Here is a 14,118-nt window from a genome sequence, read left to right as displayed (position 1 = left end):
CGGCACGCCGCCATGGCCCTCCATTATCGATCAGCGGAATGTCGCTACTCCTAGTTTAAGCGTTCAACACACGGCCATAGGCATCAAGAACGCTTTCCTTCATCATTTCGGAAAGGGTCGGATGCGGGAAGACCGAATGCATCAGTTCTTCTTCAGTCGTTTCAAGGTTCATCGCAACGACAAAGCCCTGAATAAGTTCGGTAACTTCTGCGCCAACCATGTGTGCACCGAGCAACTGTCCGGTCTTCTTGTCAAAGATCGTCTTGACCAGACCCTGATCTTCACCAAGCGCAATGGCCTTGCCATTTGCCGAGAAGGAATAACGACCGACACGAATGTCAAAGCCCTGTTCCTTAGCCTTAGCTTCAGTCAGGCCGACAGAAGCAACCTGTGGATTGCAATAGGTGCAGCCCGGGATCATCCCCTTATCGAGCGAATGGACATTTGGCAGACCGGCGATCTTTTCAACGCAGATCGTGCCTTCATGCTCAGCCTTGTGGGCAAGCATCGGAGGACCAGCAACGTCACCGATAGCATAAATGCCTTCAACATTGGTCTTGCCATAGCCGTCGATTACAACGCAGCCACGGTCTGTCTTCACGCCAAGCGCTTCAAGCCCAAGGTTTTCAATGTTGCCCTGAACGCCAACCGCCGAAATCAGGCGATCAACGGTCAGCTTTTCAACCTTGCCGTCCTTGGTTTCAATGTGAGCAGTGACAGAGTCCGTGCCCTTCTCAACCTTGGTAACCTTGGCTTCAGTGATGATCTTGAGGCCGAGCTTTTCCAGACGCTTGCGTGCGAAAGTGGAAATTTCCACGTCTTCAACTGGCATGATGTTTGGCATCAGTTCAACAACCGTCACGTCAACGCCCATGGCATTGTAGAAGGATGCAAATTCAATACCTATAGCACCGGAGCCCATGACAACCATCGACTTTGGCAGCGCCTGTGGAACCATGGCTTCGAAATAGGTCCAAATCAGCTTACCATCCGGCTCAATGCCCGGCAGCGAACGCGGACGTGCGCCGGTCGCAACGATCACATGCTTGGCCTTGTAGCTGCCCTCACCCAGAACGCCCTTCGGCACTGGGTTTTGCGGCAACATTGGCTGCTTCGATGATTTACCGACCGAAATCTCAGCTGGCGTGTTGCCGGAAGCGCCTTTAACGAGCTTGGCTTCGCCCCAGATCACGTCGATCTTGTTCTTCTTCATCAGGTAGGCAACGCCGCCATTAAGGCGTGCCGACACACCACGCGAACGCGCAACAACCGCATCCACATCAGCTGTGATCGAGCCTTCAAGCTTGAGGCCGTAATCCTTGGCATGTTCGCCCAGATGCAGCACTTCCGCCGAACGCAGCAGCGCCTTGGTGGGAATACAACCCCAGTTGAGGCAAATACCGCCCAGATGCTCGCGCTCGACAATCGCGGTCTTAAGACCAAGCTGCGCTGCGCGGATAGCGGTGACATAACCGCCCGGTCCCGATCCGATGATAATAACGTCGTAGATGTCGGCCATAGTTTCCTGCCCTTAAAACATCGCAAATACGGGAAACGGCATCTTACGCATTTTCTTGCGGCGCGCATTCCCGAATTGCCGACTTTCTGTCGGCTTACAAATAGGAAACGCCGCATGTGTTCTCCACACGCGGCGTATAACCATATCAGACCAGCATACCCATCGGGTTTTCGATGTGACGCTTGAAGGCCTGTGCAAGTTCAGCGGCCAGCGCACCATCGACAGCGCGGTGATCAGTGGAGAGCGTGACAGACATAACCGTCGCAACTTTCACTTCACCGTTCTTGACCACTGCACGCTGTTCACCGGCACCAATTGCGAAGATCGTCGCATGTGGCGGGTTGATGATCGCTGCAAAGTCCTTCACGCCGAACATGCCAAGGTTGGACACGGAGGTCGAACCACCCTGATATTCATCAGGCTTGAGCTTGCGATCACGCGCACGCTTGGCAAGATCCTTCATTTCATTGGAGATGGCGGACAGCGTTTTCGATTCCGACTGACGCACGATTGGCGTAATCAGACCGCCCGGGATGGAGACAGCAACGCCGACATCCGCACGCTTGTGCTTGACCATGCCGCCTTCTGTCCAGGAGACATTGGCTTCAGGAATGTCACGCAGCGCAAGAGCAACAGCCTTGATCACCAGATCGTTGACAGAAAGCTTGTAGGCCGGAACCTCGCCCTTCTCTGTCTTTGTCAGTGGTGCAGCCGAATTGATCTGCGAACGCAGAGCCAGAAGCGCATCGAGTTCGCAATCGATCGTCAGATAGAAATGCGGAACAGTCTGCTTCGATTCAACCAGACGGCGGGCAATGGTCTTGCGCATACCGTCGTGAGGAACGATTTCGTATGTGCCTTCTTCAAAGAGCTTGAGGATGGCATCATCCGACTGAGGCTTCGGAGCCGATACAGCTGCCTGTGGTGCAGCCGCTGCTGCTTTTGTACCGCCCGACTTGATTGCAGCTTCAACGTCACGCTGAACGACACGGCCATGAGGACCTGTGCCTTTTACAGCGGAAACATCAACGCCCGCATCCTTAGCGATGCGACGAGCAAGTGGTGACGCGAAAACGCGATCTCCCTTGTTCTCGGCGCCACTATTAGCAGCAGGAGCAGCCGCTGGAGCTTCAGCCTTTACAGGAGCCGGGGCTGCTGCGGGTGCAGCTTCCTTCTTTGGCTCTTCCTTAGGCGTTTCAGCCTTGGCTTCCGCCTTTGGTGCAGGAGCAGCGTCGCCGCCTTTAGCTGCTTCTGCGACATCCTCGCCGTCTTCGGCGAGGATTGCGATCAGCGCGTTGACCTTGACGCCTTCGGTTCCGGCAGGAACGACGAGCTTGGCAACAACACCTTCATCGACAGCTTCGACTTCCATCGTCGCTTTGTCGGTTTCGATCTCAGCGATCACATCGCCGGATGTAACCTTGTCGCCTTCTTTAACCAGCCACTTGGAAAGATTGCCTTCTTCCATGGTTGGTGAAAGTGCTGGCATGGTGATTTTAATCGGCATGTCCAGTAACTCCTCAGGCGGTGTAGGTCACGGCTTTCACCGCTTCCACCACTTCAGCTACAGTCGGCAGAGCCAGCTTTTCGAGGTTGGCCGCATATGGCATCGGCACGTCCTTGCCAGCGATCGTCAGGATCGGCGCATCGAGATAATCGAAGGCCTGCTGCATGACGCGGGTGGCAATTTCAGTACCAACGGAAGACTGTGGATAGCCTTCTTCAACGGTGACGAGGCGGCCAGTCTTCTTGACCGATTCAACGACCGTTGGAATATCCATTGGGCGGATGGTGCGCAGATCGATGATTTCGACATCGATGCCCTGTGCAGCCAGTTCCTCCGCAGCCTTGACCGCATAGGTCATGCCGATACCGAACGAAACGATAGTCGCATCCTTGCCCTGCTTGTGAATGCGGGCCTTGCCGATTGGCAGAACGAAATCGTCAAGCTTCGGCACATCGAAATGATGACCGTAAAGAATTTCGTTTTCAAGGAAGATGACCGGATTTGGATCGCGGATAGCAGCCTTGAGAAGACCCTTCGCATCGGCAGCCGAGTAAGGCATGACGACCTTGAGGCCAGGAATCTGGCTGTACCATGCAGCATAGCACTGGGAGTGCTGAGCAGCAACGCGAGCAGCAGCGCCGGAAGGACCACGGAACACCATCGGCGCGCCCATCTGGCCACCCGACATGTAAAGTGTTTTTGCAGCCGAATTGATAATCTGGTCAATCGCCTGCATGGCGAAGTTAAACGTCATGAATTCGACGATTGGCTTCAGGCCAGCCATAGCAGCACCAACGCCAACACCGGCAAAACCATGCTCGGTGATCGGGGTGTCGACAACGCGGCGCGGGCCGAATTCGTCCAGAAGACCCTGCGTGATCTTGTAAGCACCCTGATATTCGGCAACTTCTTCACCCATGATGAAGACATTGTCGTCGCGGCGCATTTCTTCAGCCATGGCATCGCGCAGTGCTTCACGCACCGTCATCGAAACCATTTCTGTACCGGCTGGAATGTCTGGATCGGAAGCAACTTCAACTTTCGGAGCAGCAGGCACGCTATCCGCCTTCTTTTCTTCAGCCTTTGGCGCTTCTTTTGCTTCTTCTTTCGGTGCTTCAGCTTTTGCAGCAGGAGCAGAACCGATGTCGGACGCGCTTTCGCCGTCACCGAGCAGGATTGCGATTGGCGTATTTACTTTTACGCCTTCCGAACCTTCTTCGATCAACAGCTTGCCGATTGTGCCTTCATCGACGGCTTCAACTTCCATCGTCGCCTTATCGGTTTCGATTTCAGCGATCACGTCACCAGACGTAACCTTGTCGCCTTCTTTTTTCAGCCACTTGGACAGTTTGCCTTCTTCCATCGTCGGGGAAAGGGCAGGCATGAGAATTTCTACGGGCATGAAAATACCTTTCCTGAATTAGAGCAGAATATCCGTGTAAAGCTCGGAAACATCCGGCTCTGGATCGTTTTGAGCAAAATCGGCCGAATCAGCGACGATGTCGCGGACTTCCTTGTCGATTTCTTTCAGCTCTTCTTCAGTGGCCCAGTTATTTTCGATCAGGCGCAGTTTGACCTGTTCAATCGGGTCGTGCTCGGAGCGCATCTTCTGCACTTCGTCCTTCGAGCGATACTTCGCAGGATCGGACATGGAGTGACCGCGATAACGATAGGTTTCCATTTCGAGAATCAATGGACCCTTGCCCGAACGTGCCCAATCGGCAGCAAATTCAGCAGCAGCCGCGACAGCACGAACATCCATGCCGTCAACCTTGATGCCCGGAACGTTGAACGAAACACCGCGCTTGGAGAAATCTGTTTCAGCGGAAGAACGCGAAACCGATGTACCCATTGCATAGCGGTTGTTTTCGATCACGTAGATCACCGGAAGCTTCCACAGCGATGCCATGTTGAAAGCTTCATAGACCTGGCCCTGATTGGCAGCGCCGTCACCGAAATAGGTGACAGAGATATTGTCATTGCCGCGATATTTGTTCGCAAAGGCGAGACCAGTGCCGAGAGGAACCTGAGCGCCGACGATACCATGACCGCCGTAAAAGCCCTTTTCCTTCGAGAACATGTGCATGGAACCGCCCTTGCCCTTGGAGTAACCTCCACGGCGGCCGGTAAGTTCAGCCATAACGCCACGTGCTTCCATGCCGGTTGCCAGCATGTGACCATGGTCACGATAGGAAGTGATGATCTGATCACCTTCCTTGAGCGCTGTCTGCATACCGACGACAACAGCTTCCTGACCGATATAAAGGTGACAGAAGCCACCGATGAAGCCCATACCGTAAAGCTGTCCGGCCTTTTCTTCGAAACGGCGGATCAAAAGCATTTCACGGTAAGCACTCAGTTCCTGCTCTTTATTAAACTTTGCAGGCGCTGGCGTCTTGGGGGTGGTGACAGAAGACGTCTGCGTTTTTCCAGCAGGCGCCTTATTAGCCCTCGGTGCCATATCTCGCTCCCTATAGCATGCACCCAAAATCAGAGGTGATTTTGAAAGCAACATGCGACGATTCAAATTATCAGAGCACCTTTCACGCACACGAAGGACGCGCGGCGCTCTACGATTGTCGTTCTATTGTGACGTTATACGGGCAATTTACAAGATACAATATGCACGCAAAGCATAGCTGCTATGCCGCCAAGCCTTTAAAAACATATCACAAAAAGACAATTAACCTGAATTTGGTTAATTAGACCGATCTTCGCGAGAAATGATTATCGTCATTTCGTCGGAATGGGAGAGATTAAGCGCCCTGCGAGCCTGCTCGTCAAGCATGTCCTTTTCAATCGAACCATCGCGCAGAAGCGTGACTCGCTTCTCAAGTGCGGCTCTGTCGGCAGTCACTTGTGCAAGCTGTTCGGTCAGCAGGCTTTTCTGCTGTTCCAGCTGGAGACGAGAATAAAGACCAAATTCGCCATGATAAGCGTGAAAACCGAAATAGCTCAGAAACGCAGCTGTCAAAACAGGCAGCACAAAACGGCCACGAATAGATTTACGTTTCTGCTTGGTCCACATTTCGGCTTCCTTCCCGGACACTCACGAGGGCTTCGATGCTGATTTGAAGCCGTCAATCCGATTTCCACCATAAAACATAATTCTGCTTAACAGAGCTTTACCGCAACGCGATGACAGAGGCTCCAGCGATAGATTTTTTGAATCCGTCCCGCGAAGTGATAGGAATGGCGACGAGAGCCGCCATCCCATAATTAAACTTTGCACCGATCAGACATCAACAATCGTCGAAAACCCGCCCATAATCATACGCTTACCGTCAAAGGGCATGGTTTCACCCATGTCCTTCATGCGTGGGTCGCTCATCATTTTCTCATTGGCTGCATCACGTGTTGCTTTGTCAGGATATTCAAACCACGAGAAGACCACCTCTTCATCGTCTTTCGCCTGAACAGCATGACGAAAATCCGTGACCTTGCCATCGGGCACGTCATCACCCCAGGCTTCGACCATGCGCGTTACGCCAAACTCTTTGAACAATCCCGCAGCCTTAGCCGCATGTTGCCGATAGACCTCTTTATTGGCCTTCGGAACCGCAACGACAAATCCTTCTATGTAAGCCATTTTTCTCTCCCAATTGTTTGCCCTCCACCAAGTGATAATATTTTTCTTATTATTCGCCTGAGGCACAGGAAATTAGAAATAGGTTGCGAGTGAGCGAAAGCAATAGCGCCATCAGACCCCCACCAATATTCAAAATGGCCAATTTATATTTTAAATAAAAATCAACAATAACTCAGTAAAAATGAAATATTTCTAATAATTACATAGGTCCATAAATCATGAATGAGAAAATAGTAAAAAGAATAGCATGCATTGTTATGGCATTATTCCCTGCTTTGTGGGGTTTATTCAGTTTTTTGAATAATACTGCGGATTTCTCAGGCACTGCGCAACACGCGGTCGCACCACTTTTGTCAATGACTGACACATACGGAAACCCGGCTTTAACCTGGCGCGCCATTACAGTAAGTTGGGCGCCTTACGTCGGGCTTGCTGGAATTACAGCGATGGAAACGCTGGCAGGTATCCTCGCCACAATCGGCGTGATCAAGATGATCACAAACATCGGAAAAGACTACACTGCTTTCTCCAACGGCAAAGCATGGGCGATGCTCGGGGCCCTGTGCGCTATCGCAGTCTGGGGGCTTGGCTTCATGGTCGTTGCAGGTGATTGGTTCATGGCATGGCAAGCCAAGGAAAACCCGCTCAATACCCAATTAGGGGCCCTACTATACGCTCTACCGAGCATGATGGCCGTTGTGATTTTAATACTTCACAAAGAGGAAGCATGAAGGCAATAAAAAACGGCGGCCTTTAAGCCGCCGTCTTTCATTTAAATAGCCGCATCAGAAGTCTTAGAGGAACTTCAGAGCGCTGCGGCCTGCATAGCGAGCCTGCTTGCCAAGTTCTTCTTCGATGCGGATGAGCTGGTTGTACTTTGCAGTACGGTCCGAGCGCGCCAACGAACCGGTCTTGATCTGACCGCAGTTGGTTGCAACTGCGAGATCGGCAATGGTCGAATCTTCTGTTTCGCCCGAACGGTGCGACATGACAGAAGTATAACCAGCCTTATGAGCAGTTTCGACAGCATCGAGCGTTTCGCTGAGCGAACCAATCTGGTTGACCTTGACGAGGATCGAGTTGGCAACGCCCATCTTGATACCATCGCGCAGACGTGCCGAGTTGGTTACGAACAGATCGTCACCAACGAGCTGGCACTTGTCGCCTATAAGGTCGGTCAGGTATTTCCAGCCTTCCCAGTCGTCTTCAGCCATACCGTCTTCAATCGACACGATTGGGTAATCAGCAGCCAGCTTTGCGAGATACTCAGCCTGCGCCTTTGGATCGCGGGTCTTGTTTTCGCCTTCATAGACGTAGTTACCGTCCTTGAAGAATTCAGTTGCCGCGCAATCAAGACCGATTGCAATGTCTACACCTGGCTTGAAGCCAGCTTTTTCGATCGATTCAACAACGAAATCGAGCGCTGCTTCTGCACTCAGCAGATTTGGCGCAAAGCCACCTTCATCACCAACATTGGTGTTGTGGCCAGCATCTTTCAAACGCTTCTTGAGCGTGTGGAAAACTTCCGCACCATAACGAACTGCTTCGCGGAACGACGGAGCGCCGACCGGAATGATCATGAATTCCTGAAAATCGATTGGATTGTCAGCATGTGCGCCGCCATTGATGATGTTCATCATTGGAACTGGCAGAACATGGGCATTAGCACCGCCAACATAGCGGTAGAGTGGCAGGCCAGCAGCCTGTGCCGCAGCCTTGGCAACAGCAAGCGAAACGCCGAGAATTGCGTTGGCGCCAAGGTTGCCTTTGTTTGGTGTGCCGTCAAGTTCGATCAGAGTCTGATCGATGAGCAGCTGGTTTTCAGCATCAAGACCAGCGATTGCATCAAAAATCTTGCCATTGACTGCTTCAACAGCCTTTTCAACGCCCTTGCCGAGATAGCGGCTGCCGCCGTCGCGAAGCTCTACAGCTTCATGCGCGCCAGTCGATGCGCCCGATGGAACAGCGGCGCGGCCAAAAGAGCCGTCTTCGAGGTAAACGTCGACTTCGACGGTTGGGTTACCGCGGCTGTCGAGAATTTCGCGACCAACGATGTCGATGATTGCAGTCATAGGGGCAAGTCCTTCCCTGTAGGTAGCCCAGCTTTGTTGCAAGGCACATTGAAGAATTTCAATTTCAGGTCTTCATTACAGACATTTAAGGCGGAGGAAAATCCCCCGCCTGTGAATTCTTGATGAATTTTAAATCGATTTAGCAATCTTATCGAATGCCATGAGCTTCTCAAGCAGTGCAGGCATTTTATCGATAGGCACCATGTTCGGGCCATCGGACGGTGCATTGTCGGGATCCTGATGGGTTTCAATGAACACACCAGCCACACCAACAGCCACGGCAGCGCTTGCAAGGGTTTCAACAAACTCGCGCTGACCACCCGAAGAGCCACCCTGCCCGCCCGGCTGCTGCACAGAGTGAGTCGCATCAAAAATCACTGGCGAACCGAAACCAGCCATGATCGGCAGCGAACGCATGTCAGAAACAAGCGTGTTGTAGCCAAAGGATGCACCGCGCTCTGTAGCCATGACATTTGGATTGCCATTTTCGGTGATCTTCGCCAGCACGTTCTTCATGTCCCAAGGTGCCAGAAACTGGCCCTTCTTCACGTTGATCGCGCGGCCAGTCTTGGCAGCTGCAACCAGAAGATCAGTCTGACGGCAAAGAAATGCCGGAATTTGCAGAACGTCGACAACTTCAGCAACTTCCGCACACTGATGTTCATTGTGAATGTCTGTCAGCACCGGAAAGCCAAATTCTTTCTTTAGGTCCGAAAAGACTTCCAAGGCCTTTTCCAAACCAATGCCGCGCTGTGCGCTGAGCGACGTGCGGTTAGCCTTGTCAAAGCTCGACTTATAAACAAGGCCGATGCCAAGCTTGCTGGTAATTTCAACCAGACGGCCAGCCATCTCAAAAGCATGTTCCCGTGTTTCCATCTGGCAGGGACCGGCAATCAATGCCAGCGGCGCAGTGTTTGAGAACGTTACATTACCGATTTTTACGGCAGGATTGGCGGTCGTCATGATTTGGAACCTTCAAATATTACAAGTGCCTCAGAGGCATCTTATCTGGCGTGCGAATTGAACGAAAACAAGGCGTGGGTAATTGGCGCAGAAATGAAACGCGCCCCAACAAGCATGTCTACAAAAAGTGGGAACCGGTTTTTGGATAAAGACATGCCAAAAACAAAGGCGTACCTCGCGTAAAGTAAAACGCGCCCCAGAAGGGCGCGTAAGAGTTTTAAACCAGTCTTCCCTGCTCCATCGCAGCTGCGATGAAGGAGGCGAAGAGTGGGTGCGGTTCAAATGGGCGCGATTTCAGTTCCGGATGGTACTGAACGCCGATGAACCAAGGATGATCGGCATATTCGACTGTTTCCGGCAGAACACCGTCCGGCGACATGCCTGAGAAGATCAGACCGCTTTCTTCCAGACGATCCTTATAGTCAACATTCACCTCATAACGGTGACGATGACGTTCGGAAATCTCAGTCGAACCGTAAATGTCAGCAATACGCGTTCCAGCCTTAAGCGTGGAATCATATGCACCAAGACGCATCGTTCCGCCGAGATCACCAGACTTGGTGCGCTTTTCGAGCATATTGCCCTTAAGCCACTCAGTCATCAGACCAACAACTGGTTCCTTGGTCGGACCAAACTCGGTCGAAGATGCATTCTCGATACCAGCGAGATTACGCGCAGCTTCAAGACATGCCATCTGCATGCCGAAGCAAATGCCGAAATAAGGTACCTTATGTTCGCGAGCGAACTTAGCCGCAAGAATCTTGCCTTCCGCACCGCGCTCACCAAAGCCGCCCGGCACCAGAATGCCATGAACCTTTTCGAGATATGGCGAAGGATCCTCGCTTTCAAAGACTTCCGCTTCGATCCAGTCGAGATTGACCTTCACCTTGTTGGCGATGCCGCCATGCTGAAGCGCTTCGATCAGCGACTTATAGGCGTCTTTCAGCTCAGTATATTTGCCGACAACGGCAATCGTAACTTCGCCTTCAGGATTGTGAAGAAGGTCAGAAATGCCTTCCCAGCGCTCCATACGTGGCTTCGGTGCAGGTTCAATGCCGAATGCTGCAAGCACTTCGTTGTCGAGACCTTCTTTATGATAGGCAATCGGCACATCATAAATGGTCGAGACGTCGAGCGCCTGAATAACTGCACTTTCACGCACATTACAGAACAGCGAAAGCTTGCGGCGTTCAGAAGGCGGGATCTCACGATCCGCACGCACCAGAAGAATATCCGGAGCAATACCGATTGAGCGCAGTTCCTTGACCGAATGCTGTGTGGGCTTGGTCTTAAGTTCACCTGCCGCAGGAATATACGGCATCAATGTCAAATGGATATAGACCGCGCTGTTGCGTGGCAGTTCGTTGCCGAGCTGGCGAATCGCTTCGAGGAACGGCATAGCTTCGATATCGCCAACCGTGCCGCCGATTTCGCACAACACGAAATCATAGTCGTCATTGCCTTCAAGGATGAAGTTTTTGATTTCATCCGTAACGTGAGGAATGACCTGTACCGTCGCACCGAGATAATCGCCGCGGCGTTCTTTTTCGATTATGTTGCGGTAGATACGACCGGTGGTGATGTTATCCCGCTGATTTGCAGGACGACCGGTGAACCGCTCGTAATGGCCCAGATCAAGGTCTGTTTCGGCACCATCGTCAGTGACGAACACCTCACCATGCTGGTAAGGCGACATCGTGCCGGGGTCGACGTTCAGATAAGGGTCGAGTTTACGGATACGCACGCGGTAACCACGTGCCTGAAGGAGTGCAGCCAATGCTGCTGCGGCAATGCCTTTTCCGAGGGAAGAAACCACGCCGCCTGTGATGAATACATATCGCGCCATGGGCTTATGTCGTTAGACCCTTCTGATTGATTCCGCCACTAAAAAAATGGGAATCAATGTTTTTTCCATCAAAATCACGCCCGAACTGCATTGCATGCGAGAAAATCGGACGCTTCCACCAAGTTACTTCTGTTTGTAGCATGTAGCTTGAATTGTTACATGCGCACGAAAAAAGGCCGGGAAAATCCCGGCCTTTCGGGTAGTTTATAGCAAAATCAGAGAACGACGACTTTTGCGCCCATACCAACGCGGTCATAGAGATCCATGACGTCTTCGTTGGTCATGCGGAAACAACCGTTGGAAGCAGGGCTTCCGATTGTCCATGGCTGAGTCGTGCCGTGAATGCGGATGTATGTGTCTTTGTTACCCTGAAACAGGTACATGGCGCGCGAACCCAGTGGGTTGCCCGGACCGCCATCCATGCCGTTCTTATAACGACCATACTGTGCTGGATTGCGCTCGATCATTTCCTTGGTCGGGATCCAGCGTGGCCATTCGCGCTTGGCGTTGACAGTAGCCGTTCCCTTGAATTCAAGACCGACTTTACCAACGGCGATACCGTAGCGGCGTGCGCTGCCCGAGCTTTCAACGAGGTACAGGAAATATTTCGACGGATCGATCACGATTGTTCCTGGCTCGTAGCCAGTGAACGAAACGGTCTGAGCCTGATAACGTGGATCGATGTTGTAGCGATTAAGGCCAACCTTCTTCGCAGCACCTGCATTAGAAGCGCTTTTCTTTTTCTTCTTGGCAGGCTTTGCGGTTGTATCGCTTGCCACTGCCACCTGCTGAACAGCAGTCGCGGCAGCGTCAAGCTCAGCTTCTGCACCAGCAGCACCAGCGGCAAAGCTCTGGCCTGAAAGACCGATGCAGAGGCTTGCAATGCCAGCCATCAAAATAAAACGTGAAGACATGATCAGTTCCCGAAACCAGACGTAAGCGGAAAATACCCGTCGCAACATTGCGTTCAGGTTTTGCAACTCAATACGTTAATCAGCAGAATTACTCAATTATCCGGAAGGTCAATACATCACGATTCGATGATCGCTATTGCCCGTGTGCAACACTTTTGATGTTCATGACGAATTAAAAAGGCCGGTCTGAATAACAGACCGGCCTTTGCTAAAAATCCGAAAAATCAGATAATCTTACTGTGAGCTTGGAACCTGCGGTGCCTGTGGCTGCGTGCTTTCTGGCTGTGCAGGAGCTGGAGCCTCACCCGAAGCAGGTGTTTCAGCTTCGTTGGTGCGCGAAGATTCGCCACCGAGCTGATTAAGGATGCCGCCGCCTGTACCAGTTCCACCAGCAGGTGCATTTTGCGTGCTACCAGCGGCCGGGATACGGTTGAGAATGTCGGTCGGCTTTTCGCCATAACGCGCCATGATTCCGAGAGCCAGCGAAGTAATGAAAAAGCCAATCGCGAGAATAGCTGTTGTACGGGTCAGCGCATTCGCCGCGCCGCGAGCCGTCATAAAGCCCGAACCACCGCCGATACCAAGGCCACCGCCTTCGGAACGCTGGATGAGCACAACGCCAACAAGCGCCAAAACGATCAACAAATGAATGACAATGACTATGGTCTGCATAGGTTAAGGTCTTTATATCTCTGGACTTATGCTCAACCGAAACAGCACTAAAACATGCGCCCGGTTAGCGATGATACAAATAGATAGAGCGGCTCTTTACACGCTATTGCGTCATAAACCAAGCCCCGCGCCCGATATTGATTAAAGGACGCAATCACTTGTCACAAATTGCGATAGGTTTCGCATATGGCGAGGAAGTCTGTTGCTTTCAAGCTGGCACCGCCAACCAAAGCTCCGTCCACATCCGGGACGCTAAGCAATTCCATTGCATTCGATGCTTTCACCGAACCGCCATAAAGAAGACGGAGATGCGCGCCATTGGCACCAAAACGCTCAGTCAGCTTTTCACGCATGAATGCATGAGCTGTCCGAACATCCTGAACAGTAGGCGTCAAACCCGTGCCGATAGCCCAGACAGGCTCATAGGCAACAATGGTGTTTTCAGCCTTAACACCTTCAGGAAGAGACGCTGCCAACTGTTCACCGATAATATCAAGGGTCCGCTCTGCTTTGCGCTCATCAGCCGTTTCACCAACGCAGACAATCGCAACAAGACCGGCTGCCCATGCGGCTTCCGTTTTGCTGCGCACCAGTTCGCTCATTTCACGATGATCGGTGCGACGCTCAGAATGACCAAGAATGACATGGCTTGCACCAGCTTCTTTGAGCATTTGTGCCGAAACATCGCCTGTGTGCGCGCCGGATACTTTTGGATGACAATCCTGTCCGCCAAGACCGACAGTCTCACCTTCCAGCGTTTCAGCCGCACGTGAAAGCAATGTTGCCGGAACGCAGATGACGGCATCAAGTTTACGACCAAGATCAGAACTCAAACCCGCAGCAATTGCGCGCAGTTCGGTTAGAGATTCTCCCGTACCATTCATTTTCCAGTTGCCAGCAACCAGCGGACGGATTCCCGGAGTCATGTCATTCTCCTCGCCTTGAACGACAGCAAACCGCTCAACAATATGCAAGCAGCGCCAAATTTTGCCACTGACTAAGCGTATTCGCACAGCAATGCAACGTTCTTGGTGCT

The 14,118-nt window shown here is 52.1% G+C and carries 13 protein-coding genes; 1 reads left to right on the top strand and 12 read right to left on the bottom strand.

Annotation, left to right across the window (positions count from 1 at the left end; all coding sequences use genetic code 11):
- Nucleotides 1–55 precede the first annotated feature (55 nt).
- The 6 genes from lpdA to J2782_RS02785 form a co-directional block, all read right to left on the bottom strand.
- A complete protein-coding gene (lpdA, locus tag J2782_RS02810) occupies nt 56–1,519 on the bottom strand; it encodes a dihydrolipoyl dehydrogenase (RefSeq protein WP_310010039.1) in 1,464 nt (487 codons plus the stop codon).
- 145 nt (nt 1,520–1,664) lie between these two features.
- On the bottom strand, nt 1,665–3,026 hold the full coding sequence (locus J2782_RS02805; RefSeq protein WP_310010038.1) for a pyruvate dehydrogenase complex dihydrolipoamide acetyltransferase: 1,362 nt from the start codon (nt 3,024–3,026) through the stop codon (nt 1,665–1,667).
- A 13-nt stretch (nt 3,027–3,039) separates the two neighbouring features.
- The gene (locus J2782_RS02800; RefSeq protein ID WP_310010037.1) at nt 3,040–4,428 is read right to left on the bottom strand and encodes a pyruvate dehydrogenase complex E1 component subunit beta; all 1,389 of its coding nucleotides are present in this window, start codon (nt 4,426–4,428) and stop codon (nt 3,040–3,042) included.
- Between the two features lie 18 nt (nt 4,429–4,446).
- Nucleotides 4,447–5,487 (bottom strand): pyruvate dehydrogenase (acetyl-transferring) E1 component subunit alpha, encoded by a 1,041-nt coding sequence (gene pdhA, locus J2782_RS02795; RefSeq protein ID WP_250039787.1) that lies wholly within the window; start codon nt 5,485–5,487, stop codon nt 4,447–4,449.
- Between the two features lie 237 nt (nt 5,488–5,724).
- Complete coding sequence (locus J2782_RS02790; protein WP_250039786.1) at nt 5,725–6,054, bottom strand: FtsB family cell division protein; 330 nt, start codon at nt 6,052–6,054, stop codon at nt 5,725–5,727.
- A 207-nt stretch (nt 6,055–6,261) separates the two neighbouring features.
- Nucleotides 6,262–6,615, bottom strand: a complete 354-nt coding sequence (locus J2782_RS02785; RefSeq protein ID WP_310010036.1) for a DUF1428 domain-containing protein — start codon at nt 6,613–6,615, stop codon at nt 6,262–6,264.
- A 218-nt stretch (nt 6,616–6,833) separates the two neighbouring features.
- On the opposite strand from J2782_RS02785, the gene J2782_RS02780 reads away from it, so the two are divergent.
- Nucleotides 6,834–7,346 carry a DUF2165 domain-containing protein gene (locus J2782_RS02780; protein ID WP_310010034.1) on the top strand — a complete coding sequence of 171 codons (513 nt, stop codon included), beginning with the start codon at nt 6,834–6,836 and terminating at the stop codon, nt 7,344–7,346.
- Nucleotides 7,347–7,409: 63 nt separating this feature from the next.
- Here the strand turns inward: J2782_RS02780 and eno are convergent, their stop codons facing one another.
- From eno to tpiA, 6 genes are all read right to left on the bottom strand, one after another.
- Nucleotides 7,410–8,687 carry a phosphopyruvate hydratase gene (gene eno, locus J2782_RS02775; protein ID WP_250040859.1) on the bottom strand — a complete coding sequence of 426 codons (1,278 nt, stop codon included), beginning with the start codon at nt 8,685–8,687 and terminating at the stop codon, nt 7,410–7,412.
- Nucleotides 8,688–8,816: 129 nt separating this feature from the next.
- Nucleotides 8,817–9,650, bottom strand: coding sequence for a 3-deoxy-8-phosphooctulonate synthase (gene kdsA, locus J2782_RS02770; RefSeq protein WP_310010033.1), 834 nt, complete (start codon nt 9,648–9,650; stop codon nt 8,817–8,819).
- Nucleotides 9,651–9,867: 217 nt separating this feature from the next.
- Nucleotides 9,868–11,496, bottom strand: a complete 1,629-nt coding sequence (locus tag J2782_RS02765) for a CTP synthase (protein WP_310010032.1) — start codon at nt 11,494–11,496, stop codon at nt 9,868–9,870.
- A 215-nt stretch (nt 11,497–11,711) separates the two neighbouring features.
- On the bottom strand, nt 11,712–12,410 hold the full coding sequence (locus J2782_RS02760) for a L,D-transpeptidase (protein WP_310010031.1): 699 nt from the start codon (nt 12,408–12,410) through the stop codon (nt 11,712–11,714).
- Nucleotides 12,411–12,644: 234 nt separating this feature from the next.
- On the bottom strand, nt 12,645–13,082 hold the full coding sequence (secG, locus tag J2782_RS02755; protein WP_310010029.1) for a preprotein translocase subunit SecG: 438 nt from the start codon (nt 13,080–13,082) through the stop codon (nt 12,645–12,647).
- A gap of 161 nt (nt 13,083–13,243) precedes the next feature.
- Nucleotides 13,244–14,008, bottom strand: coding sequence for a triose-phosphate isomerase (gene tpiA, locus J2782_RS02750; protein WP_310010028.1), 765 nt, complete (start codon nt 14,006–14,008; stop codon nt 13,244–13,246).
- Between the last annotated feature and the right edge of the window lie 110 nt (nt 14,009–14,118).

Source organism: Brucella pseudogrignonensis, from assembly GCF_031454375.1.
In the GTDB taxonomy this organism is placed as follows: domain Bacteria; phylum Pseudomonadota; class Alphaproteobacteria; order Rhizobiales; family Rhizobiaceae; genus Brucella; species Brucella pseudogrignonensis_A.
This window is presented reverse-complemented; position numbering and strand designations above follow the sequence as displayed.

Bases quoted from the DNA above. Each gene is read 5' to 3' on its own strand.
- tpiA (WP_310010028.1), bottom strand. From the start codon at position 14,008: ATGACTCCGGGAATCCGTCCGCTGGTTGCTGGCAACTGGAAAATGAAT.
- J2782_RS02765 (WP_310010032.1), bottom strand. From the start codon at position 11,496: ATGGCGCGATATGTATTCATCACAGGCGGCGTGGTTTCTTCCCTCGGA.
- J2782_RS02790 (WP_250039786.1), bottom strand. From the start codon at position 6,054: ATGTGGACCAAGCAGAAACGTAAATCTATTCGTGGCCGTTTTGTGCTG.
- J2782_RS02800 (WP_310010037.1), bottom strand. From the start codon at position 4,428: ATGCCCGTAGAAATTCTCATGCCTGCCCTTTCCCCGACGATGGAAGAA.
- J2782_RS02805 (WP_310010038.1), bottom strand. From the start codon at position 3,026: ATGCCGATTAAAATCACCATGCCAGCACTTTCACCAACCATGGAAGAA.
- secG (WP_310010029.1), bottom strand. From the start codon at position 13,082: ATGCAGACCATAGTCATTGTCATTCATTTGTTGATCGTTTTGGCGCTT.
- J2782_RS02780 (WP_310010034.1), top strand. From the start codon at position 6,834: ATGAATGAGAAAATAGTAAAAAGAATAGCATGCATTGTTATGGCATTA.
- J2782_RS02785 (WP_310010036.1), bottom strand. From the start codon at position 6,615: ATGGCTTACATAGAAGGATTTGTCGTTGCGGTTCCGAAGGCCAATAAA.
- eno (WP_250040859.1), bottom strand. From the start codon at position 8,687: ATGACTGCAATCATCGACATCGTTGGTCGCGAAATTCTCGACAGCCGC.
- lpdA (WP_310010039.1), bottom strand. From the start codon at position 1,519: ATGGCCGACATCTACGACGTTATTATCATCGGATCGGGACCGGGCGGT.
- kdsA (WP_310010033.1), bottom strand. From the start codon at position 9,650: ATGACGACCGCCAATCCTGCCGTAAAAATCGGTAATGTAACGTTCTCA.
- pdhA (WP_250039787.1), bottom strand. From the start codon at position 5,487: ATGGCACCGAGGGCTAATAAGGCGCCTGCTGGAAAAACGCAGACGTCT.
- J2782_RS02760 (WP_310010031.1), bottom strand. From the start codon at position 12,410: ATGTCTTCACGTTTTATTTTGATGGCTGGCATTGCAAGCCTCTGCATC.